At 43.0% G+C, this 25,793-nt stretch carries 21 protein-coding genes; 11 read left to right on the top strand and 10 right to left on the bottom strand.

Annotated features, from left to right (window positions below; genetic code table 11):
* Nucleotides 1-15 precede the first annotated feature (15 nt).
* Both DUL71_RS03030 and DUL71_RS03025 read right to left on the bottom strand, forming a co-directional pair.
* Entirely contained in the window at nucleotides 16-3,099 is a 3,084-nt protein-coding gene (locus DUL71_RS03030) for a sensor histidine kinase (protein ID WP_114936670.1), read from the bottom strand.
* A 209-nt stretch (nucleotides 3,100-3,308) separates the two neighbouring features.
* Entirely contained in the window at nucleotides 3,309-4,097 is a 789-nt protein-coding gene (locus DUL71_RS03025) for an alpha/beta hydrolase (RefSeq protein WP_114936669.1), read from the bottom strand.
* A gap of 440 nt (nucleotides 4,098-4,537) precedes the next feature.
* Here DUL71_RS03025 and DUL71_RS03020 point away from each other — a divergent pair, with 440 nt between their 5' ends.
* Nucleotides 4,538-4,996 carry a hypothetical protein gene (locus tag DUL71_RS03020; RefSeq protein ID WP_114936668.1) on the top strand — a complete coding sequence of 153 codons (459 nt, stop codon included), beginning with the start codon at nucleotides 4,538-4,540 and terminating at the stop codon, nucleotides 4,994-4,996.
* A 27-nt stretch (nucleotides 4,997-5,023) separates the two neighbouring features.
* Here the strand turns inward: DUL71_RS03020 and DUL71_RS03015 are convergent, their stop codons facing one another.
* Nucleotides 5,024-5,452 carry a Rid family detoxifying hydrolase gene (locus tag DUL71_RS03015; RefSeq protein ID WP_114936667.1) on the bottom strand — a complete coding sequence of 143 codons (429 nt, stop codon included), beginning with the start codon at nucleotides 5,450-5,452 and terminating at the stop codon, nucleotides 5,024-5,026.
* Between the two features lie 114 nt (nucleotides 5,453-5,566).
* The gene (locus tag DUL71_RS03010) at nucleotides 5,567-6,814 is read right to left on the bottom strand and encodes an MFS transporter (RefSeq protein ID WP_114936666.1); all 1,248 of its coding nucleotides are present in this window, start codon (nucleotides 6,812-6,814) and stop codon (nucleotides 5,567-5,569) included.
* A gap of 244 nt (nucleotides 6,815-7,058) precedes the next feature.
* Between DUL71_RS03010 and DUL71_RS03005 the strand changes: the two genes are divergently transcribed.
* The 4 genes from DUL71_RS03005 (at nucleotide 7,059) to DUL71_RS02985 (ending at nucleotide 10,496) form a co-directional block, all read left to right on the top strand.
* Nucleotides 7,059-7,358 carry a hypothetical protein gene (locus tag DUL71_RS03005; protein ID WP_114936665.1) on the top strand — a complete coding sequence of 100 codons (300 nt, stop codon included), beginning with the start codon at nucleotides 7,059-7,061 and terminating at the stop codon, nucleotides 7,356-7,358.
* Between the two features lie 6 nt (nucleotides 7,359-7,364).
* A complete protein-coding gene (locus DUL71_RS03000; protein WP_114936664.1) occupies nucleotides 7,365-7,778 on the top strand; it encodes a hypothetical protein in 414 nt (137 codons plus the stop codon).
* Nucleotides 7,779-7,912: 134 nt separating this feature from the next.
* A complete protein-coding gene (locus DUL71_RS02995) occupies nucleotides 7,913-9,184 on the top strand; it encodes an epoxide hydrolase family protein (RefSeq protein ID WP_114936663.1) in 1,272 nt (423 codons plus the stop codon).
* A gap of 703 nt (nucleotides 9,185-9,887) precedes the next feature.
* Nucleotides 9,888-10,496 (top strand): LytR/AlgR family response regulator transcription factor, encoded by a 609-nt coding sequence (locus DUL71_RS02985; RefSeq protein WP_114936661.1) that lies wholly within the window; start codon nucleotides 9,888-9,890, stop codon nucleotides 10,494-10,496.
* A gap of 118 nt (nucleotides 10,497-10,614) precedes the next feature.
* Here the strand turns inward: DUL71_RS02985 and DUL71_RS02980 are convergent, their stop codons facing one another.
* Both DUL71_RS02980 and DUL71_RS02975 read right to left on the bottom strand, forming a co-directional pair.
* The gene (locus DUL71_RS02980) at nucleotides 10,615-12,030 is read right to left on the bottom strand and encodes an aldehyde dehydrogenase family protein (protein WP_114936660.1); all 1,416 of its coding nucleotides are present in this window, start codon (nucleotides 12,028-12,030) and stop codon (nucleotides 10,615-10,617) included.
* A 152-nt stretch (nucleotides 12,031-12,182) separates the two neighbouring features.
* A complete protein-coding gene (locus tag DUL71_RS02975; protein ID WP_114936659.1) occupies nucleotides 12,183-13,097 on the bottom strand; it encodes an alpha/beta fold hydrolase in 915 nt (304 codons plus the stop codon).
* Between the two features lie 220 nt (nucleotides 13,098-13,317).
* Between DUL71_RS02975 and DUL71_RS02970 the strand changes: the two genes are divergently transcribed.
* From DUL71_RS02970 to DUL71_RS02950, 5 genes are all read left to right on the top strand, one after another.
* Nucleotides 13,318-13,734 carry an acyl-CoA thioesterase gene (locus DUL71_RS02970; protein ID WP_114936658.1) on the top strand — a complete coding sequence of 139 codons (417 nt, stop codon included), beginning with the start codon at nucleotides 13,318-13,320 and terminating at the stop codon, nucleotides 13,732-13,734.
* Nucleotides 13,735-13,887: 153 nt separating this feature from the next.
* Entirely contained in the window at nucleotides 13,888-14,841 is a 954-nt protein-coding gene (locus DUL71_RS02965; RefSeq protein ID WP_114936657.1) for an alpha/beta fold hydrolase, read from the top strand.
* A gap of 207 nt (nucleotides 14,842-15,048) precedes the next feature.
* On the top strand, nucleotides 15,049-15,834 hold the full coding sequence (locus DUL71_RS02960) for an alpha/beta fold hydrolase (protein ID WP_114936656.1): 786 nt from the start codon (nucleotides 15,049-15,051) through the stop codon (nucleotides 15,832-15,834).
* 143 nt (nucleotides 15,835-15,977) lie between these two features.
* Nucleotides 15,978-17,561 carry a GMC family oxidoreductase gene (locus DUL71_RS02955; RefSeq protein ID WP_114936655.1) on the top strand — a complete coding sequence of 528 codons (1,584 nt, stop codon included), beginning with the start codon at nucleotides 15,978-15,980 and terminating at the stop codon, nucleotides 17,559-17,561.
* Between the two features lie 180 nt (nucleotides 17,562-17,741).
* Complete coding sequence (locus DUL71_RS02950) at nucleotides 17,742-18,470, top strand: DoxX family protein (RefSeq protein ID WP_114936654.1); 729 nt, start codon at nucleotides 17,742-17,744, stop codon at nucleotides 18,468-18,470.
* 257 nt (nucleotides 18,471-18,727) lie between these two features.
* Here the strand turns inward: DUL71_RS02950 and yiaA are convergent, their stop codons facing one another.
* Complete coding sequence (gene yiaA, locus DUL71_RS02945; protein ID WP_114936653.1) at nucleotides 18,728-19,195, bottom strand: inner membrane protein YiaA; 468 nt, start codon at nucleotides 19,193-19,195, stop codon at nucleotides 18,728-18,730.
* A 133-nt stretch (nucleotides 19,196-19,328) separates the two neighbouring features.
* Between yiaA and DUL71_RS02940 the strand changes: the two genes are divergently transcribed.
* Entirely contained in the window at nucleotides 19,329-20,828 is a 1,500-nt protein-coding gene (locus DUL71_RS02940) for a hypothetical protein (RefSeq protein ID WP_114936652.1), read from the top strand.
* A gap of 49 nt (nucleotides 20,829-20,877) precedes the next feature.
* Here DUL71_RS02940 and DUL71_RS02935 read toward each other — a convergent pair whose 3' ends face one another.
* From DUL71_RS02935 to DUL71_RS02925, 3 genes are all read right to left on the bottom strand, one after another.
* Entirely contained in the window at nucleotides 20,878-21,273 is a 396-nt protein-coding gene (locus DUL71_RS02935) for a VOC family protein (protein ID WP_114936651.1), read from the bottom strand.
* A gap of 14 nt (nucleotides 21,274-21,287) precedes the next feature.
* On the bottom strand, nucleotides 21,288-22,190 hold the full coding sequence (locus tag DUL71_RS02930; RefSeq protein ID WP_208645466.1) for a VOC family protein: 903 nt from the start codon (nucleotides 22,188-22,190) through the stop codon (nucleotides 21,288-21,290).
* 236 nt (nucleotides 22,191-22,426) lie between these two features.
* Entirely contained in the window at nucleotides 22,427-25,723 is a 3,297-nt protein-coding gene (locus tag DUL71_RS02925) for a TonB-dependent receptor (protein ID WP_114936649.1), read from the bottom strand.
* Nucleotides 25,724-25,793 lie beyond the last annotated feature (70 nt).

Genomic DNA, 25,793 nt, shown 5'->3' with positions numbered 1-25,793 from the left:
TGCTGCATGCTGTAGTCACAAGTTACCGAAGGTAAAATTTATGGTTGTACCCCGCCCGGGCGAGCTTTTCACAACCAGTGCTCCGTTAAGTTCAGTGACACGGCATTTTATATTGCGTAATCCATTCCCTCCTTCAGCAGCAGAAGCTGCTTGTGCCAGTTTATCTTCGTAATTAAAACCTACGCCATCATCACATACCTTTAAATTAATTTTACTCCCCTTTAGCTGTATATCCACTGCTATTTTTTTGCAATGTGAGTGCTTGATGGCATTATTTAAAGTTTCTTTGAGGATCAGGAAAAAGTTCTTTCTTGTTTCCATTTCCAACGTCAGTTTCAACAACCGCTGATCGCAGGCCAGGGAGAATGCGATATTTTTGGCTACACATAATGGTTGTGCATAAGACCGGATCTTTTGTATCATACTGCTCATATGATCATTTTTGGGGTTGATTGACCAAACGATATCTGACATCTCCGAAATGGTATCATCGGCGGTTTCTCCTATTGTTTGCAGAACCTCGCTAAGCTTTTCTTTCTTTTGTTGCTGCTGATAGATGCGCGCGACTTTACTATAAATGGAAATGCTGCTTAAGGTTGAACCGATCTGGTCGTGCAGGTCCTGCGCTATCCCATTCCGGATGGATTGACGCTTCAAGAACTCATTAATACGATAACGATAAAATAAATAGCAAAGCGGCCCGATAATTAAAACGATCAATGTATAAAACCACCAGGTACGCCAAAACGGAGGGTTTATAATAATAACTATTGATGCAAATTTATTAACAACGCTCCCTTTCCAGTTAGATGCCCTTACTTTAAAAAGGTAACGCCCGCCGGCCAGGTTTGAATAGCTGGCATAGTTTCGCTTATCAGCATCTACCCAATCTTTGTCTACACCTTCGAGTATATAATCGTAATGCATGTGATTGCTGCTGTATTCCGGGGCCGAAAACTCAAGAGAAAAATAGTTTTGGTTATGATTTAACCTGATGGTTTTGTTTTCAAGCAAATGGCTGTATGAGGTATTGAATATCTTAAAGTCGGTAAAATATACGTCCGGTTCGTTTTCAATCTTCCCTATACCCGCGGGATTAAATTCAATATAAAAGTTCCTGCCGGCTGCATAAAAGTTTCCTCGGCAGTCACGGTACATATACCCTTTAACACCTCCGTTCGATTTTAAATCCGGCAGATCATAGCAACTGTACACACGGGTTTCCGGATTATACTCATGCATATGGCCATTACAGATCATCCATAAATTTCCGCGGGCATCTGAGCATATACCTTCCGTCAGGTTGCTTGATCCGGGAATATGAGAAAATCGCAGCTCATTTTTATCAAAATAGTTAAGCCCACCGCCATAGGTGCTTATCCACAGGTTTCCTTTTCTATCCCCCTCAATGTCATAAACATCATTACTGCTTATGGATTCATGATCGTATATATCGTTTGTAAAATAGCTGAAGATAGTAGCCCCCTGCTGCAAAGCACCTAAACCATATTTATCGGTAGCCAGCCACAGGGTGCCATTTTTATCCTTGTAAAATTTCTTTACTACGTTGTCCTTAACATTTAATGTTTTTATTCCCTCCTGCGCTATCCCCGAAATCCATTTTTTGTCCACGAAATCATAATATGTCAAATAATGTCCGTAAGGCGATACAACCAACGCCGGATGATTTCTGATGGTATCGCGTACAATGGATACTATCCTCGACCCCATCAGCCTTTTCATCAGCATGTCATCATTGGTATTTGGCAATAGCGTTGCCCGGTTCAAGGCAGGGTCATACCTGAATAAGGAATAATCAGTACCTAAATAGAATGTACCATCATTATCTACATAAAACTTGGTTACCGATAAGGCATTTCCCTTGTATGCTACAATCCGATGCTCGTAATTATCGCTTTTACTGTGCTTGATATAAATGCCTTCACTTGTTGCTATCCAAAGGGCATTATCTTTAGGGTTACGGTAAAAATCGAAGATGGTGATATCTTTCTTTGCTGGTTTTGGCAGATTATACTGATTGAAAGGTGAATAAACCGGGTCGTAAATACTGATCCCGTTATCTGTACCTATCCATATAATTCCGCTCCGGTCGGTAAACACCACGTTGATATGGTCATCAACAAGCGAACCCTCCTGATCGGTATGCCGGTAGGTGATAAATTGCATTTCGGCAGGATCAAATGTGGTTACGCCGCTACCCTGTGTGCCCATCCAGATCTTCCCTTGTTTGTCTATGGCGAAGGAGGCGATGACATTGCGGGGGATTTTCTTTTCGGCCCCACCCGGAAGAAATACCTGCTCAATTCCGGTGTGTAACTGATAAGTATATAGTTTTTTATCCCGGTCGCCGTACCACATTCTGTTATTGCGGTCTTTAAAAATCGATGCTATTGAACTGCGGGGCAATTTACCGTCGGTGTTAATGTAGTGCTTATCAATACTAAAACCCAGAGTATGCGTATTGATTTTCAGCAAGCCGCCATCTTCCCGACCGGCCCACAAAGTATCTGTCCCGGCCATAGCCAGCGAGAGGATATCTCTGCCGCCTGATTTAACGGGCACATCAAATCTTCCACTCTTTTTATTCAGCCGTACCAGAAAGCTGTTGCTTGTAGCCAGCCATAAATTACCGTTATTATCCTCCGCGATTTTATTGATATGATTTTCGGGGATTCCGCCGGGCCTGTGCGCGTTAAACTTGTATTGCTTAAATTGTTTTGATGCCTCCAAATGGTAATCATACCGTGTTATTCCTCCATCAGCAGTCGCAATCCAGAGGTTGCCTGCTTTGTCTTCAAGAAGATCGGTAATGATGTTACCTGATACGCAAGTAGTATCATTAGGCTGGTTTTTATATACCGTAAAAAAGTGGCCATCATAACGGTTCAGCCCGTCCTCCGTTCCAAACCATAAAAAGCCGCGTTTATCCTGCAGAATGCAATTGACTTTAGGATGTGATAAGCCGTATTCTGTTCCGATATTCCTGAAAAAAGGAGTTGAGGCCGGGCATGAGATAGAAAAGCCGGTCAGTAGTAACCAGATAAAAATCTCAGCGATAAAAAGAACAAACGGCTTCACGGCGAATATGATTTGTTAACGGGTTCTACAGGAATTGAAAAAGCAAAATTGCACTTGATGTAATTAAAGTTTTATAACCAATAGTGGGGACATTATAGCCGGTAAAATGACAAAGCTTATCAAGTGGCTATCGCGAAATATTTATTTAAAACACCGGGACGGTCTGCAAAACAGGCCGCCCCGGTGTTCTATTACAAAGCAAAAAAAGATTATTTTTTTCCCTGGTCTTTGGCTGCGGCTTCAATTACACGCGCTACAGCTGCGGGTTGCGACATAAATATGACGTGACTGCCCTTAACCTCGGTTACTACCGCGCCGGCACGTTTGTACATAGCACGCTCCAATTCAGGATTGATAGCTTTATCTTCAGTAGCTACAACTGCGTAAGTTGGTTTGCTTTTCCAGGCGGCCTGTGTTAAAGGTGCAACAAAGCTTGAACCTACAATTGGCTGCTGCGAATCAAACATAAAGGCTGCCTTTGCCTCACTTAGGTCGGCAGAAAAACATTCATGAAAAAGCGCTTTATCAAAATAAGCATAACCATTTTTATCGGCAGGCAGGATACCATTTTTAGGAAGCGCCGGGCCAGATTGGTAAACATCTAAAGTTGATTGACCAACCTCAGGAGCAAAAGCCGCAACATATACCAGGCTTGCTACTTTTGGAGATACACCGGCTTCGGTAATTACCGAACCACCCCATGAATGACCTACTAATACAGCCGGACCATCTTGTTTTTCCAGGGCGCGGTTAGTAGCAGCAACATCATCGTTTAAGGAGGTAAGCGGATTTTGAACAAGTGTTACGTTATAACCATCTTTTTTCAAGATCTTGTATACGCCCTCCCAGCCAGATGCATCGGCAAAGGCTCCGTGTACTATAACAATATTTTTTACAGAGGCTGTAGTTTGTGCAATGCTGTTTTTAGGGCTAAATGCAAATAAAAGCGCTGCTGCAGCGGCTAAAGTTAATTTGGCGAAATTAGTTTGAGTCTTCATTTTGTTGTGTTTTTCTTAATTTTTACTCAAAATTATGATCCGCCACTGCCTATAATCAATCTATCTCCGTCAACCCGACAAACTCGTCATTGAATTAGACATTTTAAATATTGGATGATTCCGGGCTCCTGTCTTGCAACGAAAACCTTTGTTTTTTTACTTTATCTAAGCGCAAGCGGACATTCCGGCTTACTATTATTATCTGGAGTAACAGGTCAAATCCGATGCATATATTCAACCTACAACACTCCATTTTCTCTTATTGTACCGCCAATCATATTCCTTGTCTATTCAGCATAAACATTGACCATTCCGGGGGTTCGTTTGTCTGTTTAACCATGTTAAGGATTGAGTATAACAAGCCACAACGATACTTTTGACTCAGTTATTTAAACAAAACAGGCGTTAAACGCCAGAATATACCTTAAACAAAAACAGTCATGAAAAAATTAATCTTAGCCGCAGTAGTTTCATTATTTGCAATAAATACAAATGCTCAAATGGCCCAGCCCCAAACATTAAACACCACAGAACAGGCGGTTACATTTACCGTCAATGTAACTTCGATGCTGAAGATCACCATGCCGCGTGTTGGCCAGGCCGAAACCGCAAAATTAGCAACTGCTTATACAACACTTCCGTATTATAAATTCGCTAATCAACAACAATCTTCGTCGTTTAGTAACCCTTATAGCAATGAAGATATCCGTATCAGCCTTCATGCTATGCCAAATCACACATTCATCAAAACCCAGGATGATATTGAACTAAGCGAAAGGCTCAAAGTTATATTCCCTTTAAATAGCTTTGCCGGTCAGTCAGCTAAAGTGAGTTTTGCCAGCAATCACTTCCCCGAAAATCACAACTATCGTTTAGAGAATATGGTAGCCGGCATTTGATTTCAAATACCAGCGGTCCTCGCTCAATTACTGTGCTTTTTTTTGCTCGGCGGTTACTGCAATTTCAACACTTGCCCCCAATGGCAGATCAGCCACGGCAATGCAGGTTCGGGCCGGGTACGGGGCGTTGAAATATTTGGTGTAAACCTTATTAAATTCGGTGTAGCGGTTGATATCTTTTAGATAGATGACCACATTAATTACCGAAGAAAAATCAGATCCCGACTCTTTCAATAACCTCGAGATGTTTTGCATAACCTCATTTACCTCGGCTTCAAAGCTTGTGGTAACCAACTTACCGGTTGTTGAGGACATCCCAACCTGACCGGATGTATAGACTACCCCGTTACTTACCTTGTAAGCACTGTAAGGCCTAACCGTGTTAACAGATTGAGCACTCGCGGTGATGGAGAAAGTCGCCAAAAAGAATAATAGTGTTAAACCTGATCGCATCATGTTATCGTAATTTAAATTCCAACTGAATTGTAATCAGCAAAACTCATTTTTCCTGCAAAAAGAAAACATCCCCACTTTGGGGGATGCTTGTCTTATCAAATCATTGAAAACAGGTTATATATTTTCGGTGTAATCAAGGTTGGTTCCGAAGCTTTCTTTTATCCCAAACAGTGCCCAAAATGCAAGGATCAATGTAATCGCGCCTATAACTATTCCGGCAGATACCAGTGAGCCGTTAAAAAGCCCCCTGCAATATTGAAAGCAAAGCAGCAGCGGCACAACAGCTCCCCTCACAAAATTAGGCACGGTGGTAGCCACTGTCGCCCGGATATTGGTGCCAAATTGCTCCGCGGCGATGGTTAAAAAAAGTACCCAATAACCGGCAGCGAACCCAAAGAACGCGCACACAACATAAAATTGAAACAAACTGAGATTCTGGAGAAACAAGTAAACCGAAATGGCGGCCATTGTAAGTGTCAAAAATATGGCAACCACTTTTACACGGCTCTTCAGGTACTGACTGAGCAAACCACTGCATATATCGCCGATTACAGTACCACCATAGGTTACTGCTACGGCTGTTCCGGCGCTTACTACGCCTTTTACATTTAGTTCTTTACCAAACTCTGGCGATAAAGTAATCAGGATCCCAACACCAAACCACAGTGGCAGGCCAATTAAAATACATTTAAGATATTTTACAAACCGCACACGGTTAGTAAACAAAGCGAAAAAATCGCCCCGCCTGATACCCGACTTTTTCGACTCGCTGAACATACCGGATTCCGACACACTTATCCTAAGCAGCAAAAGCAATATGCCCAGCACACCGCCTATGATAAACGCGGTACGCCAATCAAAATAAACCGCAACAAAATGAGCCGCAATAGCACCGCTGATCCCTACCCCGGCAATAATGGTGGTGGCATAACCACGTTTTTGTGCCGGCATCAGTTCAACAACCAGTGTAATCCCTGCGCCAAGCTCGCCGGCAAGCCCGAATCCGGCAATGAAACGGAATACAGCGTATAAATTAACAGAATCCACAAATGCATTGGCGATGTTGGCAAGCGAATATATCAGGATGGATCCGAAAAGTACAGTTAGTCTTCCGCGTTTATCTCCCAATACCCCCCAACATATCCCCCCTATCATTAAACCTGCCATTTGTACGTTTAGTAAGAAAATGCCCGGTGCAACCGCCCCTGCTCCCGTAAAACCTAATGATTTTAAACTCGGTATCCTTACAATGCTGAACAACAGCAGGTCGTAAATATCTACAAAGTAACCTAATGATGCCACTATGATAGCGGCAAGTGGAAGCGTACTCTTTAACGAGATGTTCCCTTGACTATTTTTCATATATATCTGTATTAATTTTTCAAGCGTAAATCCTGCCCGTTTTAAAAACGTCCAAAATTTTCAGCGGCACAAAAGTCGCGGAATAACATGCTGACGGGTATTACCAAAAATGGGGAGATAAGACGCTTAACCAGCTGTCGCAAGCACATATGCAATCTAACCGCTTTTAGGCTCTCCTGCCCGGATTAGGGGATATACAGGCTTTTCGCTGACGGATACTTTTGCATTCTAAAATTAAGATGACATGCAAATCAACCAAAGCGATGGCAATGGTTTCAATATCAGCATCAGGACCATACCAGCTGACAATAACGATACTGAAACCATTAAACTTTTTTCGGCCGATGACCTCGGCGAACAGGTCAAGGCATTTATCGCTTCTGCATTGCTTCCGGGGCAGGACATTCATATTGCCGTAAGCTTTGAGAAGTGGGATAACACCTGTGTGCTGGAGGAAACCGTTTACCGGATTATACCCAATAAGGAAACAGGACAAAATGCAGACTACAACAGAAACTATTGGATAGAAACTAAGATCAAATAAATAACAATGTACCGGATACTATTTTCCACTTTAATACTGATTGGCATTTTCAAATCAGTAAATGCGCAGAGCAATAATGCTCTTAACAATTCAGGCGCTTCATCACCATTAAAAAACGCGTCAGCTATTATCGGTAAGCTAAATCCGCTGTTCATTGAAACAACTTTTCAGGGATCGGCCCCATACTATAAGTTTGGCCTTGATTTATCCAGCACAAAGTCTGTGATGCCGGATGTTATACGCACTGGAAGCAATTGGTATGCACAAGGCAAAAGCACACAAAAAGCAGTCAATTTTGAAACGATAGACTATGCGCAACTGGTGCCGGTATTGATTGCGGCGATGCAGGAACAGCAAGCCCAAATTGCCGAATTAAAGCAACAAGTTGCCGATTTGAAAAAAGAAACGGCAAGCCGGTAGTACCATGGCAACGAGCCTTAAAGATAGGGACTAAGATGTCTAAGTCAGAGTCCAATTTGTCTGGTTAAGCTATGTATCGGTGGTTACGGGTATCATTAAGGGATACTTTCGCATAGTTAATTAAATAAATTACTATGAGAAACCTAAAAACCACCTTGCTGTCCGCGTTTTTTTGCGCCGCTATGGGGCTGTTTACTTTGCAAAGTAAAGCCCAAACCCAATCTGCCGTAAATAAGAATGATAAAAGCATTCGTCCTTTTCATGTTCATGTTACTGATGAACAACTCGCCGACCTTAAAAAAAGATTGCTTGCCACGCGCTGGCCTGGTCGCGAAACTGTAAATAACGAATCGCAAGGCCTGCGTAAACAACAACTTCAAAACCTGGTGAACTACTGGGTATCTGACTATGACTGGCGCAAAGGCGAAGCCAAATTAAACGCGCTGCCTATGTTTGTGACCAATATCGACGGTCTTGACATCCAGTTCATTCATGTGCGTTCCAAGCACCCAAAAGCCCTGCCGCTGATCATGACCCATGGCTGGCCTGGTTCGATATTTGAACTGCTGAAAGTGATTGATCCGCTTACTAATCCAACAGCTCACGGCGGTAAAGCGGAAGATGCTTTTGACGTGGTGATCCCTTCTTTACCGGGCTTTGGATTTTCCGGCCAACCTGCTAATACCGGTTGGGATTCTGATCATATTGCACGCGCCTGGGGCGAATTGATGAACCGTTTGGGTTATAAACAATTTGTATCACAAGGAGGTGATTGCGGTTCTGTTATCTCGCAACGTATGGCATTACAACACGTACCGGGCCTTTTAGCCATTCACATCAATATGCCTGCTACGGTACCTCCAGATATCGCTGCGCACCTGACTAATGGAGACGCAACCCCTGCCGGGCTATCTGACAAAGAAAAAGCTGCTTATGAATCGTTGAACAACTTCTATAAAAATAATTGCGGCTACTCTGCTATGATGGTAACCCGCCCTCAAACTGTAGGGTATGCGCTTGCGGATTCGCCGGTTGGCCAGGCTGCCTGGATGTACGACAAAATAGTTCAGTGGACATACAGCGGAGGCGAACCTGAAAAAGTACTTACCCGCGACGAGATACTTGACGATATATCACTATATTGGCTAACCAACAGCGCTACTTCCGCTGCTCAGATCTATTGGGAAGATCACTCCAATAATTTCAACGCGCGTGAAATTTCAACACCGGTAGCCATTACCGTTTTCCCTGGCGAAATATATCAGGCACCAAAATCATGGGCCGAACGCTGCTACCACAACCTGATCTACTTTAATGAAGTGAACAATGGCGGGCATTTTGCAGCCTGGGAGCAACCACAAATATTAGCAGAAGAGATCAGGGCGGCATTTAAATCGGTCCGTTAAAAAGTCATAAGTTTCTTAGTGAACCGATACAACTAAAAGGCTATGGAATAGCTAATACAATGCTTTCAAAGCACACCTAATATATCTGATACTTCATAAAAAGGCAATCCCACTACCCGGGCTTGCCTTTTTACATTATACTCACCGCCCCCATCATGAAATCTCATGATTTCGTGAAATAGCCCCGATTTCCCGCCAACGCAAAAACCAATCAAAATACTGACAATCAACAACTTAATACTATTGGTATATCATTTGCATTTATGAGTTATCGTTTACACCACGAAACCCGCATCTGCAATGAAAACAAAACAATGGAATATCAGCCCGGGCATCGCGTTACAAAAGCGCGGTACAGCGCCTTGTTGCGAAATACCGATTACACGACCCGGAGAAACCAGCCACTTCGATAGTGCTTTTTATGGTTTTATCCGGCTTTACCTTGACTCGATAAAACTTTATATCAGAATTTTTAAAACGACAACTAATGGAAACAATCTTTATTTCCACCCATTTGATCACAGGCTGCTGTTCAATTATCATTATACACTCACTGCTCGATCAAAATAAAGATTACAAACAAACAGGAATTAAATCGACCGATAAGTGGTCCCTGTTATCTATTAAAATGTTTATGGCGAAGTACCTGATGAGGGCTCGCCGGGAAAGCTATCGGTTTAATAAACTAAAATGAATTTGTGCAATGGAAAACTACAACGCTAAAACAAACACGGTTACCGACTTCCAGAAAAAAGGATTTGATTCGGACTTTATTTTAATTAAAGACTGCCTCCTTTACATTGGAGGCAATGACACAATTTATCATAATGAATTAAATCACAACAAGGTTGTGCTCAAACAAAACAACAATCTGCACGAAAACCATATCGTGTACGCTATAAAACCTCATGAACATCATTCAGATCGGTTGGATCCGGATGATGTTGTTTATCAACAGAAAACAAAGCGTTGGAAACAAAGTTTTTTAGTATTCAAAAACCCCAAATACACCACTGTTGCAACAGATAATATCGCTTTCTTTTACATCAGGAATAACTCTGTATCGATGGTGTGTTTTGATAAGCAGGAATATGTGCTCAGTCAGTCACTGGATCAGATCACTGGTTCGGTTTCCCCCGATCAGTTTTTTCGCGTCAACCGTCAGTATCTTATTAATTTCAAGGCAATCAAAGAAGCGGAACTTTATTTCATGCGTAAACTGCATATCAGGTTGGTTATTGAAACACCTGAAAAACTGCTTATTAATAAAGAAAAATCGCCGTTCTTTCTGTCCTGGATGGAAAACCGTTAACCCCCTGCATCTACTTACCTAAAAGGTCATTCCTCTGTATTGAAGAATGACCTTTCATTTACTCTGATATTTACTTTAGCCTCGGGTGCTCCTTAAATATCTAATACTTGCCAGAAATTTATTTGATCAGTGTTTTAGCTTCCAGAAATTCCTCCAGGCCGATGACACCATTTTCCCGGCCGATTCCTGAGTTTTTATAACCACCGAACGGGGCCATGGGATCATGTTTTAGTGTATTGATAAGTACCCTGCCTGCCTTAAGCTGAGAAGCAACATTTGCCGCCCGCTTTTCATCAGCAGAACTAACGTAGGCCATCAAACCATATTCAGAATTATTGGCAATTTGTATCGCTTCTTCTTCATTACTATAAGCAATTACAGACAGTACAGGGCCAAAGATCTCTTCCCTGGCAATGGTCATCTCATTATTGACGTTAATAAAGATTGTTGGCTTTACATAATAGCCCTGATCCAAACCTTCGGGATGACCTAAACCGCCTGTAAGTAGCTCTCCTCCTTCACTTATTCCGGTTTGAATATATTGCTGGATACGATCATATTGTTTTTGACTTGCAAGCGGTCCTATTTTGACATCTGCCGAAGAAGGATCACCAACAATAAACTTCGCCGATTCACGGAACAGCAAGTCCTTAACTTCATTAAGTTTTGATTCCGGCACCAATAATCTTGTTCCGGCAATGCAGGCCTGACCGTTGTTCATAAATCCGGCTTGCAGTGCCATAGGGATAGCTTTGGCAAGGTCAGCATCTTCCAATAAAATATTGGCCGATTTTCCACCAAGCTCCAATGTCACCCTTTTCATGGTATCTACCGCCTGCTTCGCCAGAATTCTGCCAACTAAAGTTGAACCGGTAAACGAAATTTTAGTAACCTCACTGCTTTCCATTATTGGCTTGGTAATAACTGCACCGTTCCCGTTAACCATATTAACAACGCCATTTGGCAAACCAGCAGCAGCAATACATTCCATAATGATTTCGGCCTGCCATGATCCAAATTCACTTGGTTTAAGGATTATGGTACAACCGGCCGCCAATGCCGCCGCAACTTTAATAGCAATTGAACCGGCTACGGCATTCCAGGGGGTAAACAATGCTGCCACCCCAACCGGTTCCATGATAACTGTTGATTCATTCACCTGCTTTGAAAATGAATACTGCTGAAGCATTGCAGCCTGGTTTGAAAAAGTCGTAGCAGCAATCAGATTAGCCCACTTTGCTCTTTCACCGGGAGCTCCATATTCCAAAGTTGTCGCATGGATGAGATCATCTATCCGCTTTTCAATCTCGGCGCTGATTTTTGTCAGATATTCAACACGTTCATTTATTGTGCTTTTGCTATATCCTGGCAACGCGGCCTTTGCCGCCTCAATTGCAGCCAAAGTATCCTGTTCATCAGCATAAACAATTTGAGCTATTTCTTTTTTGTTAAGCGGAGAAATGACACTTACAATTTCGGTACCGTGGGGTTCAATGAACGCTCCGTTCACATAAACACTTTTTATCGTTTTCATAATTAAATATTTAAGATAGAATTATGAAACGAAGGTGGTATCTCTGCGCCGGAAAGTATAATGCTTTCACTTCAGAACAGGCAAAATACCTGCTGAACCAGACATTAAGCATGATGGCCTGATCCGGGGTGGCGCTGATTTGCAAATGTTATTCATGATTTCTTCAATTGCTGTTCGCTAAACCAAATTTCGCACTGTTCATAAAATTCAGCAGGCTGTTCAATCCATGGCATGTGGCCACAATTGCTGATAACGGCCAGCTTTGAACCGGCGATATTTGCACGGATCCTTGCGGCCTGTGATACAGGATCGCAAATGAAATCATCATCGCCAACAATTATCAATACAGGTACGGTGATGCGGTGCAATTCACCAAGCAAATTCTTTCCCTGGAAACCGTTTGAATTAGTGTATGCGAAAACGGTATCATTCAGGTCGAGATTTTGAAAGGTCTTCGCGGCGAGGCTGGGGTCATGAAAATAAAATCCGCCCATGGTGCCGATGATCTCTTCCAATGTACGCGGCGTTTTATCTGTTCCCATTCCCATCATAAACGCGGTAGCCTTTTCATAATACTCCGGGTTTTCAAGGTAAAAGGGCTCTGTCTTTTTCTTCATGATCCGTTTCATCATTTCTTCGGCGCGCAGTTCATCCGTAGCTGCAATCGCGTCGATGGCGATAATTCCTGATAGGTTTTCGCTGTGCTGAATCCCATACTCAAGCACCTGGTGGCCGCCCCCCGAATGGCCTGCGATATAAACTTTGGATTGCCCGAGGTAGATTCTGAGCGCGTCTATATCGGCTATAAAGTTATCGAGTGCATATTGTGTACTGTCTTCCGGCCCGGTCGATCTTCCGCTGTGCCTCGTATCGAAATACACCATGGTAAAATATTGCTCAAAAAGCGGTAAAGGCATAATATAATTTACCGATGGCCCCCAACCCGGTGATGGAAGCAGCAATACCGGGCCATTACCGGCCACATAATAATGTATAATAATGTCGTTTACTTCCGCGAAGTGTTCGCCCTCTGCAAGGCGGTTTGGAATGCTGATTTTAGTTGTCATATTATTTTCAAGGTATCTGAAAGGTTCTGTTTGTCCGGCAAATCGGACTATTCCAGAACTTTAATTATAGTGAAACAAAATTCAGCGCTTCAAAACAAATCGGCTATCACCTAATTCGGGGACGTTACAGGAATTGGCGGTGAGTTTATATCCCTCATTTTGGTGATTTCCCAAAACAGGAGCGACGGATACTTTTGCTCCCCTCAGAAATTTTAAAATCATGGAATATTCAAAAACTTACATTGCCAAAGACGAACATATAGATGTTCAGGAAATCATGGATGGCCTTTACTATCCCTTTTACATGGAATACTGCAGGCATGATTATATCAGGGAAATACTGGGGTTTGATTTTGAAACGGAGGCTAAAAATGGCATCTATATGGTGCTTTCCGGTTATACCATCAATTTTATCAGGTCCCTGAAGCGGGGCGACGAGTTCAAAGTTACCTGTGCCCTATATAAAGATAAAGAGGGCTTGCCAAAGCTGCATTTTAAACAGACTATCGTTTGCAATAACAAATTAATGACGCAGGCCGTTTTCACGGGCACCTGTGTACCGGCAACCGGCGGAAGGCCTTACCTGCCGGCATCGGTACTTGAAAAAATAACGGATGCCCCGGTACTTGAGCAGTAAATTTTTATGATCCCGCCTCTGTCACGGTCCCATTCGGCAACCAAAGTTGGCTATTTCAGCATCCAATTTGTATAGTTCGGCAAGTCGTGATTAGGCAAGGCTGCCTCAAAAAATACTTTTGCAGCGTCAATTAAGGCATAAAATAATCTATCTATGAAAAACAGAACGCTATTCAGGTCCACAAAACAATTGATCATTTTATCCATCCTGGCTCTCGGCTTTGCATCCTGCAAGAAAGACAACGGACCGGGTAAAGGAATATCAACCGCGATTGTTGATTATCATCAAACCGCTCCTACTAAATTTATTGATGTAGCCGGCAACAGCTATGCTTACCGGGTTTTGGGAGATAAGGATGGCATCCCCCTGGTTATATTATCGGCATTGGGTGGTTCAATGGATGACTGGGATCCGGCAATCACCAACGGCCTGGCTCAAAAGTACAAAGTGATCATCTTTGATAACCAGGGCGTTGGCTCATCTAAAGGAACAACACCGGATAATATTGCAGCGATGGCCAGCGATGCCGCCAATTTCATTAAGGCATTGGGCTATACCAAGGTTAATATTATGGGCTTCTCGATGGGAAGTTTTATCAGCCAGCAATTGGTGCTGACGCATCCCGAACTGATCAATAAAATTATCCTTACAGGAACAGGCCCTAAAGGAAGTGAAGGGCTTTCAAACCTGCCTAATTTGTTAGCTGCCGCTGCCGGCTTAACTCCGGAAGAAAGCCTGTTACGTTTTGCTTTCACAAGCTCTGCAAAGAGCATAGCCGCAGGAAAAGAATCCTATGCCAGAACACAAAAACGTACTACCGACCGGGACCTGCCTGTAAACGAGCAAAGTGGCGGGGCCCAACTAACAGCAGTGTTGGGATGGGCGCAACCTTATCCCAACGCGTTTAGCGAATTAAAAACAATAAAACAACCGGTGTTAATAGCCCAGGGACAGCAAGATATCCCTGTTCCTGTAATTAATGCTGTAAACCTATATAAAAACATCCCCAACGCCGACTTAATTACTTATCCTGATGCCGGGCACGCGGCAATATTTCAGTATCATGATGAGTTTGTGCAGGAAGCTATAAACTTCCTCGCCAAATAAGTTGAATTGAATTAAAATACCGGTATAGCGGCACCTGTGGTTCCTGTCAAAAAAGGTCATGTTCAAGAAAGGTTCACAAACCGCGGCCAGGTTACAAAAAGATAAATCTTATTGTGCCTGGCGCCGGTATTTATATCCCAAATTGGGCCCCTCTAAAAAAGCTATTACAACCACAATTTATTTGGCAATAGCAAACACAATTACCATATGCTTAATTATAGAAAAACCGGCCATAGCCAAAGCGCTATCATTTTCGTCCATGGCAATTCACAATCGTTGCATACCTGGGACAGCTTAGTTATCCAAAATGTACTTCAAAAGCATACGCTCATCGCTGTCGATCTGCCCGGGCATGGTTTATCATTCAGAAGTAATAACCCGGATGCAGATTATACAACAAAAGGGCTCGCACAGCACCTCAATGCATTTTTAACCCAGATACATGAAAAAGAATTTATCCTGGTAGGAACATCACTTGGTACAAGCATCATTGGCGAGATAAAAGCATTTCCGCTCAATTGTAAGGGAATCTTTTTATGCGGGGCTATGCTTACATCCAGGAGCATAACAGTGAAAGATATGATCCAGCCCGGCGTTTCGGCTGCCGCTGCTTTCAAAGCAACTCCTGCTGATGAAGAAATAGACTTTTTGGTTGACCATTTTATTTTCAAAGACAATCAACCTATAAAGGATCATTACAAAATGGTATTCAAAAAAACAGATCCCCAGTTTAGAGCAGCGCTCGGCAATTCGCTCAGAATGCCCAACGCTACAGATAAAATTGCCAATCTTATTGCAGCCAATCTACCAATCGCTGTTGCGTATGGCTCACAGGAGCGGCTTATTCAAACTGATTATCTTGAACAATCAGGTCTCCCAAAATGGAGAAATAAGATTTTTAAGATCCCGGAAGCCGGTCATTGTATTGAACTGGATCAACCTGCCGCGCTTGCTATGCTTATCGGCGCTTTCGCCTCGGACTGTTTTCGATAAGAAACCAATGGTTTACGCTGGTTAATTACAACCGAGTTACACGTTGATAACCTCCCCAAAACAGAGGATATATTCCCCCTCTTTGTGGTATAGATAGTGCGATCGGGCGGATCTAATTTTGAGCATCATTAAAATTCATTCCTATGACAGACGAAAAATTAAGGTACAATGAGGGCACCAAAGGGACTTTGCCCCCAATAAAAAACAAATACGATTTCATTATTGTAGGTGCCGGATCTGCAGGCTGCGTTATCGCGCGCCGTTTAGCGGATACCGCAGGCGTTTCTGTACTATTGCTGGAAGCAGGTGGCTCAGACGCCGGAATAGAAAGCATTGCCGAGCCGATGCAATGGGTGCACAATATTGGCGCCCCGCATGATTATTTTTATGCTTATGAGCCAACAGCGTTTATCAACAACAGGGTTATACCTGTTCCGCGTGGCAAGGTACTTGGTGGATCCGGAAGTATTAATGCCATTACCTGGACGCGGGGAAACCAAGCCGATTATGATGGATGGGCAGCAGCAGGAAATACCGGTTGGGATTACAATTCGGTATTACCTTTCTTCAAAAAAATTGAAGACTGGGAAGGTGGAGCAACCGACTTCCACGGAGCAAACGGCCCAATAGCCATTGAAAATGCCAAAAACCTTCATTTTGTGCCAGCTGCTTTAATTGAGGCCGGCCGAACTTATGGCATGCCGGTACTTGAGGATACCAACGGACCAGCCCCCGAAGGTGTAGGAAAAATGGTTCTAAATGTTCGCGATGGCAAGCGGTCGAGCCCAACCGAATACCTGAAACCGGTGATGGATCATGATAACCTAACTATCCTGACGCACGCCAAAGTTTTAAAGCTTAATTTTCATGATACCCATTGCCTGGGCCTCAACTTTGAGTTAAATGGCGAGATGCACACTGTATTTGCCGATAAGGAGGTTATACTATCTGCAGGTGCTATAGACACGCCCAGGATCCTGATGCTTTCGGGGATAGGCGATAGCGAAGAACTTAAAAAGCTTGGTATAAAAAGTGTAATTAATTTGCCGGGAGTAGGTAAAAATTTACAGGATCATCCCCTGGTTGCAGGTTTGTGCTTTGAAGCAAATATTCCGCTCGGTATCCGTAATAATAACCTGGCAGGAAGTACCGCGCTATGGAAAAGCAAACCGGAATTACAAGTACCCGATTTAATGTATTTACCATTACAGGTGCCTTACTTAACTCACGAGATTGCACAACAATATGATGTACCCGAAAATGTTTTTTGCCTGGTGCCAGGCTTGGTACGCCCAAAAAGTAAAGGGTATCTTAAAATGAAAACAGCCCGTCATGATGGCCCTCTTGAAATTCAGCCAAACTTTATTTTCGAGCCCGAAGATTTGCAGGCCCTGGTTGCAGGCGTAGAAATTGGCATGGAGCTCATTTCGCAGCCAGCTTTCAAAAACATTACCAGTAGATGGATCGCGCCTAAAAACGTTATCGGTAAAAAAGCCATCGAAGGTTTTATCCGGGATGCCCTTACCTCCTATTTCCACCCGGTAGGCACTTGTAAAATGGGCGTAGGATCAGATGCTGTTGTTGACAGCCAGCTAAAAGTGCATGGTATTACCGGGCTGAGAATTGCTGATGCTTCGGTTATGCCGACTATAACATCCGCTAATACCAATGCGGCTACCATGATGATTGGAGAAGTTGTATCGCAAGCTATTATTAACGGGTTATAAGCCTTAATTATTTAAAGGCCCGCAAAATAAATCATAGCGGGCCTTTTTCTCTTATCACAAAAGGCCAGTCTTTTTGATTTTTTAATTTAAAAGTACTTTTAATTACAAAGTTTATTTTTATAGATTTGTAACTAAATGTACTGGGGATGAGACCTTCAAAAAGTAAATTCAAAGCTTGCTATGCTTAAACTAAGAGCCATTTATGATGAAGCGAAAGCCGACAAATGGTTCCAGCGCTTCGCGGTGTTTTGCCGCATCGTTTTGGCCATAAGCTTCCTGCCTACCGGAATTGTAAAGGTCATGGGTCAGCGTTTCGCCGAAGGCCTGCCGCATAATAATCCTTTGGGGCATTATTTCGACGCATTGCTGCAAACCGGTTATTATTACACCTTTATCGGCATCGCGCAATTGACCATTGCGATCTTCCTATTGGTTCCACGAACAGCCTTACTTGGTGCAATTGCTTATTTTACGATGATAGTCAATATCACCGTACTCACCTATGCTACCCGATTTGACGGCACACGGCTCATCACTTTTATGCTACTGGCATGCTTGTACTTATTGATCTGGGATTATGACCGTTTAAAATATATCTTCATCAAACCAAGTCCAAAGGCCACATCAATAATTACAAAGCCCATCGGCAAACGATTGCGTGTCTATTTTTTTGGCAGCTGCATCGCGGTAATCGCTTTCATCATCTTTGGCACTTTTTATCTCTATAAGATTGTACCGGGTAATTCGGAAGAAGAATGTCGAAACCAATGCGGGAGCGGCAAAAACACTAATGCCTGCCAGGTTTTCTGCGACTGCATTTACAAGCAAGGCATGCCGTTGGACAGCGCTTTGCTCAAATTTGAGAAGGCCAGATCCCGGCGAGGAACAAGTGCTGTTCTTGATAAGTAAAGCAGGCTATCTACCTACTTTTACAAATCCGCTCAATATCCGCTCACTAAAAATGCAAAAAGCTGCTTATACTTAAATAGGCAGCTCCTCATACAATCCCATTTGGATTCGAACCAATATTATAGCACCTTAAAAAACAAGTACTATTTAAAGTGCCAATAAACAATCCTGGTTGGGTTCATTATATTGGGCTGGGGCGGTAAACAAAAGCCCCACAGGCTTGCCAGGCAAGGCACTGCGGGGCGGCAACCGCTACGTTACAGCTCTTTATCCTCAAACATCTTCGCGTCGCGGGTATTTTTTTGAACGGCAATGGCCGAAAACAAGCTTAAGCAAAATGCCATGGCATAAAAACCTTTCTCACTCCGGGCCAGATCTGCATTCCACAGGCCAATAGTTAACAGGATTATTGCAGCAATAGTGGCAAACCAACTCAGGCCGTAGTAAAGATCTGTTACAGCAAGCCCTTCAGACCTGTCCCTAACGCTTTTTTGTACCGAGATAACCGCGAATAAGCCAAACAATAAAATGGTGAAGTAGTAACCCTTTTCGTTCAATGCCATACCTGCATTCCAAAGGCCTATGCAATAGCCTACCATTCCTGCCAATAAGGCAAACCAGGAGGCGCCGATAAACGCGGCGGTTGGTTTAAATGGATTTCTGACCTTATCACCATATTTTACATTGGTTGAAGTTTCTTCTGTTTTGTTTTGTAGCGGTTCCATGTTTGTTTTGTTTTATTGATTAATATGGAACCAAATGTCGGGCGGAAAGCAGAGGTAAAAAAGTCATAATATCAAAATTACTGACGATATAATTTATCATTATCTTATCTTTAACTGAAACAAAATAGCTAATATGGACTCGCTTTTTGAGTTAACACGCCTACTCAATGACGCTGATAAAAAGCTTTTTAAACAGTTTTTACAGCAAAAAAACAAACGGTCAGATGTAAAAAATCTACAGCTACTTGATTTAATAGAAACTGACGATATATATGGTTTAAATAATCTCTACGAATCGGATAAAAATAACGATGCGTATTATGCTCTACGTAAACGTCTGCAGGATAATTTGCTGCTATTCCTATCGCAGAAAACTTTTGAAAGCAGTCATTCCGACACTTACGACGCGTTACGCCTGGTAGTAGTGGGACGTTTTTTATTAGAAAATGATGTGATCAAAATAGCCTTTAAATGTTTGGATAAGGCCGAACGACTGGCTGAACATCTGGAGCAGTTTAACTTATTGAATGAGCTTTTACTGTTAAAACTCCAGTATGCGCATCTGCCGGGAGCAGAAAACCTTGAAGCGTTGACCGCGCGCCTTTTACGAAACCAGGCGGATATGCAACGCGACGCTAAGCTCAATATGGCTTATGCCTTTTTGCGACAGGAACTGCAGGAGATACACCTGAAAGGAAAGATCGTTAATTTGACGGCCCTGATGATAACCACCATCCGGAAATACAAAATTTCTGCGCAGGACCTGATGACCTATAAATCCATTTACCAAATCCTTTTCATAGCCAATGAATATGCGGCAATACAGCAGAATTATGGATTGATAGAGCGCTACGTCAACCGCACTAATCTATTTATACAGAGCCATACATATAAACAGTCCTATCTTTTTTACCATATATCCATCATGTACTTTTTGGCTAACTTTCATTTGAGGCGAAAGGATTTCGTAAAGAGTGCATCCTATCTTAAAGAAATGATGGATTTGATGTTAACGGATAGCCGGTACTACACTTTGTTTTATCTACGCTATCAACTACTCTCTGCACTTAACCTGTTCTACACAGACTTTGCCGACGATGCGATTACTTTGTTGAAGAAATCGCTCTACAATACAAAGCACAAATCTAAACCGGAAGACATAGAAGATTTACAAATATGCCTGACCATGTTTTTAGCCCTCTGCAACAACCGTGAAAGTTTGAAACAGCTAACCTTACTGACGCGCACTGATGCCTGGTATGAAAAAAAGATGGGGATGTTGTGGACCATTCGAAAAAACCTGATGGAAATTTTGATACAGGCACAGTTCTCCAACATTGAGCTGGCTATGTCCCGGATAAGCAGCTTCCGACGGCGATATAAGAAGTATCTGCTAAAAACTTCCGAAGAACGTGTGCTATTGTTTCTGAGCCTGGTAGAGAAATATTTACTAAAACCCGACATAGCTTTTGATCCGGCATATAAAAAAACTGTTTTAAACATGCTAAGCAAAGCCGAGAATAACGACATTTTTACCCTAAGCTTTATTGCCTGGTTGATAGCACGCTGGGAGAAAAAAACAGCTTATCAAGTGGTACTGCCCTTTATGCAAAATAACAACCATGCTCAATAATGCGGGCAGACATGCCTTAGGTTTTTCCTTAAGTTTGGATAAATCCAGCTCACATATTATCCATTAACAATACATTAAATTTATGGCCGTCGGGGTCGGCAAATGCAAATCCATAATAGTTGGCTTCATCCCGCTCAACATTCTTTAATATAGTACCTCCGGCGTTTTTTACCTGCTCTGACCATTCATTCACTTCAGCCTCGGTATCGGCGGCGAGGGTGAAAATAATTTCGCTGCCTGTTGTTGAGGCGGGCGCCAAATATTCATCTATTTGTGAACCCTGTTCAAAAAAGTGGATCACGAAATTATCATCACCAAAAAGGAAACTGGCTAACTTCGGATATTTATTAGTTCCGTTAGGGGTAAAACCCAGTTGTGTATAAAATTGATTAGTGCGCTCCGCGTCTTTTACACTGAAATTAGCCCAGATTTTTTTTGTTTTCATATTGTTGATGTTTATTAGCCCTGATAAGCTTTTTGCAAAGCAGCCATGTCAAATTTCTTCATAGGTAGGAATGCTTGTGTCACCCGGTCAATTTGCTGGGGCGTACCATTTTTAAGCACTTCAGACATAAAGGTTGATGATATCTGCCAGGATACACCATATTTATCCTTGAGCCAGCCACATTGCCCGGCTTTAGGATCGGCCGAAAGTGCCGACCAGTAATAGTCTATCTCTTCCTGGGTTTCGCATTCTATCAGCAGGGAAACAGCTTCATTAAATCCAAAGCCATGGTTATGAGCGCTATCCATAGCGGCCAGCCAGGTTTGGTTTATATAAAAATCGGCAAAGAGCAATGTACCTGCCTTATCCGGCCCCATATCTTCGGGCCGTGAGGCAGTAGTACCTCTTTTACTCTCCTTAAATACCGAACAATAAAAATCGATAGCCTCTTCGGCTTTGCCCGCTACCGCGCCGGTGAACATCATGGATGGTATAATAACCGGCCTTGGTTCCCCTGCAGGGTTTGTCAGGATCAGTTGCCATGACACACCGTATTTATCGGCCACCCAGCCATAGCGCTCACTGAATGGGTAACGGTCAAGTGGCATCATTACTGTTCCGCCAGCTGTTAACTTGCTCCATACCTCGTCGATATGCCGTGCCGCGTCCGGGTCACGCGAAGGATCAAAATTGATCATAAACGAAATTGAAGGGTTAAACTTAAATAGCGGCCCTGCGCTAATAGCCATAAAAGGTTGTCCGGCTATGGTAAATTCTATAATATCGCAATCGCCGGATGGCGTGTTATGCAGCTGGTTAACATAGCTGATAGCTGAATCCGGCATTAAGGCGGCGTAAAATTCGGCGGCTTCTTTGGCCTGGTTGTCGAACCAAAGGTGAGGTTTAATGGGTAACATAGGCGATTTTTTTTGGTGATAAACAAAGTTAAGCATAGCAGGTTTCGGGTTTCGGGGGCATTAGCGCCAAATGTGAGGGTGATTTGCGACTCTCCTCAATACAATGTATAATATTCTCCTGCAACAGTAAAAAACCAACGCTGTAGCTCGTCCGTTAACTGGTATGAGTTTTGGCGGGCAGCTGACAAACAAACCATCAGGGCTCAAAAAGTCAATTCCTACCCTAACTTATAAATCTAATTAAATAAATATCGTATCCCTACCTGCATCGAGTAAGTAGAATTTAAACTAACGTCATTTTTAAACGTTTCAGTTACCAACCGGCCACCTACAGTAGCCAGTTGAAACGTTGGCTTAGTATTGCCGCCAGGCCTTACATCGGCGAGGTTTGCCGGCATTAAAATGGAGCTGGCATTCACCAGCTTTTTCAATCCCCAGTTTTTATTAAGCAGGTTCCCAATATTAAAAATATCCCATGATAGCTGGAGGGTATGTTTAACAATTTTATCGCTGAGGATAAAATCGTGGGTAAGTTTAAGGTCCCACTGATTTCGCCAGGGTAACATTGCGCCATTCCGCTCGGCATATTTACCTTTACGGGTACGCAGGTACGCATCCTGGTCAATATACTTGAAAAATGCCTCGCTTTGCTGGGTTGCAGTATAAGTTATCCTACCCGGTTGGTTTACTGTTAACGGAACAAAAGTAATTTCCGACGGACTGCGCGGCACATATATCAATGATTTATTAGTACCGTCGTGTGTAAAATCCTGGGCATAAGTATAAGAAAAACGTCCGTCGACAGCTCCCTGGTAAACCAGGCCGACGCTTATTCCAAATTTTTTAAGATAGCGTTTACGATAAATAAGCGAAGTAACTACCCTGTTCGGGCTCACATAGCCTGCATAACCCAATTCGGGTGTATTGATGCCATTAACAGTTGGTTTGGCATACAGAGCCGATAAGGTTTGGTCGCCATCGCCATCATTCAGGTTTTTTGCCATGCTTTTGATATAAGCTGCCGACATAGAAAAACCGCCTATAAACCTTCGTTCCAGTTGAAACGTTGCAGACCAGTAATACCCCCTTGATGAATTGCTTACCACTACAGCGTTAAAGGGCGAGTTACCATTAACGTCAGGCTTTCCGGCAGTATTTAAAGGATTAATAAAACGCCGGCTATTGGCTGCCGGATACACCAAACGGTTATCCGGGTAACCTGCAATATCCAGCTGCCTGGGGGCTACGAGGTTAGCATCATTAAAAACTATAGCATTAATATCTTTATTGTAAAGCAGTTCGGTAGTGGCTATAAATCCTGCTGGTAAACGGGCATCAATGCCAACACTGCTTTTCCAGGTTTGCGGCATTTTAAATTCTTTTGATAAAACGCTGGTAATTGCAGGTAAGCCTGGCTGCTGCACAGCAACGTCGGACACATACCGTTGTGGGTCCGGACTGAACGGGCCGGGCGTATTTTGCTTGCCCTGCCAGGTTTGAGTTACCTGTTGCAAACCCGAGTACCTGGCCTGACTAATGATCCATACAAAAGGAATGCGACCCGTAAAAACGCCTGTTCCGCCACGCAGGCGAAGTTTTTCGTTAGCCCCAAGATAAGCCGAAAAGCCAATACGGGGCGATAATAATAACGATACAAATGGTAATTGTGAAGTATGAAGATGCAGACCGTTGGCGAACGTAAGCTTCGCGATACCTTCATTTTCGGCAAGGCCTTCCGGGAACCATGGAATATCAAATCTGAACCCCGTAGTAATGCTTGAACGCTTGCCAAGTATAATCGTATTCTGAGCAAACAACGCCAGGTTGGCGTATTTGAAATTGTATGATGGCTGCGCCGTACCCGGAATCGTAGAGTAAGTAATAGCGTAGTCAACCGGCGATTTACCGGATGCAAAATCATCCCAGGATGCAAAAGTATAGTACCCTGTGCCAAAAGGGATATAGGTATTGCTGGTGCGGCTGTAATCAACCTGCGCCCCAGCCAGCCAGTTATTTTTATTGTGGTTCCAGTTAATATAATCAATGAGCGAAGCCAAAGTTACATTCCGGCTGTTTCCATAAGTAAAGGGCTCATACCCAAATGAGGTAAATGGGATACCATCCTTCAAAATATCAACAAAAGGAAACGGTTTACTATCCGATTGCCTGGGCTCGTACTGCCGGGTATACGATGCTCTTAGCGTATTGTAAACGCCTGATTTGAGTTTAGCGTTCCACTCGGCAGCCAATGAATAAAAATTAGATTTGGTGCTGAAGTTAGAATTGCTAAAAGGCAAAGCATTAATATTGCGTCGCCCCGCCCCTGCCGGAAAAGCGGTTAAAGGACTGCGCGAACCGTTAACCAATTCGGGACGGGTACTGCTTAGCTGGTTATACCTGATGCTGAACGTGTTATTATCACCTATATTCCAATCTATCCGCCCCAATATTTTATAACTTTTATTTTCAAACTCGTAGTTACTGTAACTGCCCGGGTTGTAGCTATAAGTATTGCGCAGATAATTGCCTATTTCGTTCAGTTCGGTAACTGTTGGTCGGGCAGTGTTAGGCCCACTACCGTAGGGCATATCATTTGTAGCGGGGATCAATTGCTGCGGATTGTATTTTTCGACTTCACTCTCGGCACTTAAAAAGTAAAATAACTTATTGGCTACCAGCGGGCCACCAATCCGGATTCCGTCCTGGTGGTATGACAGATCTTTTTTATCAAATGAGGCATTTCCGGCGCGATACCCATAGCTGTTTTGATTTCGGTAAAAACGATAAACAGATGCTTCTGTTTGATTGGTACCTGTTCGGGTTGTTATATTGATGGTGCTGCCGATAAAGCCCGATTCCCAAATGGCATTAAAGGGTGCAACGTTTACCGAAAGCCGGTCAATTGCATCCAGTGATACGGGCTGGGCACCGTTGCCAGGCAAATTATCGCCCACGCCAAAATTATTGTTAAATTCTGAGCCATCAATCGTAATGAAGTTTTGCCGGTAATTTCCTCCTGCAATAGCCGGCCCGAAAGACTGGGGTGTAAGCCTGATATAATCATTAATACTTCTTTTAATAGTAGGTAAGCCGCTTATGTTTTGCATACTGCTTTTTGTGGCCGGCCCGGTTTGCGCTGTTATTAAAACCGGCCGGTTTAAAGGAGATGCGTTTACGTGCACTTCGGAGAGCTGGGTTTGTTTGCTTTTTAAAATTACATTAAGTACTTCGGGTTCATCCAGCGTCAGATAAAAGTTTTGCTGCAGGAAAGGCTCATAACCGGTGCAGGAAATCTCAATTTGATACGGGCCACCAGGCTTAAGATCGGGCAGGTAAAAGCGGCCTGTTTTATTACTTGAACAACCATATTGTGTTGAGGCGGGCATATAGGTAATGTGCACCACAGCCCCCTCTATTACTACTTTATTGGGATCACTGATAATACCAGACAAACTACTTTTGGTTGTTTGCCCCAAAAGCAAATAAGGTAACAGGAACATAACCCAAAACAAAAAACACCTTAACTTAAACATACCATTTAGTGTTACCGGGCATTACAAGGCAATATGTTTTCGGCAATGGAATAAGTGGGTAAGAGTCTTT

Source organism: Mucilaginibacter endophyticus (assembly GCF_003351025.1).
GTDB classification, from domain to species: Bacteria; Bacteroidota; Bacteroidia; order Sphingobacteriales; family Sphingobacteriaceae; genus Mucilaginibacter; species Mucilaginibacter endophyticus.
Note: the sequence above shows the minus strand (reverse complement) of the source record. Positions and strands in the feature narration are given on the sequence as shown.

Excerpts from the sequence above, each read along its gene's own strand:
- DUL71_RS02925 (WP_114936649.1), bottom strand. The coding sequence starts at position 25,723 with ATGTTTAAGTTAAGGTGTTTTTTGTTTTGGGTTATGTTCCTGTTACCT.
- DUL71_RS02995 (WP_114936663.1), top strand. The coding sequence starts at position 7,913 with ATGAGAAACCTAAAAACCACCTTGCTGTCCGCGTTTTTTTGCGCCGCT.
- DUL71_RS03015 (WP_114936667.1), bottom strand. The coding sequence starts at position 5,452 with ATGATGCGATCAGGTTTAACACTATTATTCTTTTTGGCGACTTTCTCC.
- DUL71_RS03000 (WP_114936664.1), top strand. The coding sequence starts at position 7,365 with ATGTACCGGATACTATTTTCCACTTTAATACTGATTGGCATTTTCAAA.
- DUL71_RS02950 (WP_114936654.1), top strand. The coding sequence starts at position 17,742 with ATGCTTAAACTAAGAGCCATTTATGATGAAGCGAAAGCCGACAAATGG.
- DUL71_RS02970 (WP_114936658.1), top strand. The coding sequence starts at position 13,318 with ATGGAATATTCAAAAACTTACATTGCCAAAGACGAACATATAGATGTT.
- DUL71_RS03025 (WP_114936669.1), bottom strand. The coding sequence starts at position 4,097 with ATGAAGACTCAAACTAATTTCGCCAAATTAACTTTAGCCGCTGCAGCA.
- DUL71_RS02955 (WP_114936655.1), top strand. The coding sequence starts at position 15,978 with ATGACAGACGAAAAATTAAGGTACAATGAGGGCACCAAAGGGACTTTG.
- DUL71_RS02980 (WP_114936660.1), bottom strand. The coding sequence starts at position 12,030 with ATGAAAACGATAAAAAGTGTTTATGTGAACGGAGCGTTCATTGAACCC.
- DUL71_RS03010 (WP_114936666.1), bottom strand. The coding sequence starts at position 6,814 with ATGAAAAATAGTCAAGGGAACATCTCGTTAAAGAGTACGCTTCCACTT.
- DUL71_RS02935 (WP_114936651.1), bottom strand. The coding sequence starts at position 21,273 with ATGAAAACAAAAAAAATCTGGGCTAATTTCAGTGTAAAAGACGCGGAG.
- DUL71_RS02985 (WP_114936661.1), top strand. The coding sequence starts at position 9,888 with ATGGAAAACTACAACGCTAAAACAAACACGGTTACCGACTTCCAGAAA.
- DUL71_RS02940 (WP_114936652.1), top strand. The coding sequence starts at position 19,329 with ATGGACTCGCTTTTTGAGTTAACACGCCTACTCAATGACGCTGATAAA.
- DUL71_RS03005 (WP_114936665.1), top strand. The coding sequence starts at position 7,059 with ATGCAAATCAACCAAAGCGATGGCAATGGTTTCAATATCAGCATCAGG.
- DUL71_RS02965 (WP_114936657.1), top strand. The coding sequence starts at position 13,888 with ATGAAAAACAGAACGCTATTCAGGTCCACAAAACAATTGATCATTTTA.
- DUL71_RS02975 (WP_114936659.1), bottom strand. The coding sequence starts at position 13,097 with ATGACAACTAAAATCAGCATTCCAAACCGCCTTGCAGAGGGCGAACAC.
- DUL71_RS02960 (WP_114936656.1), top strand. The coding sequence starts at position 15,049 with ATGCTTAATTATAGAAAAACCGGCCATAGCCAAAGCGCTATCATTTTC.
- yiaA (WP_114936653.1), bottom strand. The coding sequence starts at position 19,195 with ATGGAACCGCTACAAAACAAAACAGAAGAAACTTCAACCAATGTAAAA.
- DUL71_RS02930 (WP_208645466.1), bottom strand. The coding sequence starts at position 22,190 with ATGTTACCCATTAAACCTCACCTTTGGTTCGACAACCAGGCCAAAGAA.
- DUL71_RS03020 (WP_114936668.1), top strand. The coding sequence starts at position 4,538 with ATGAAAAAATTAATCTTAGCCGCAGTAGTTTCATTATTTGCAATAAAT.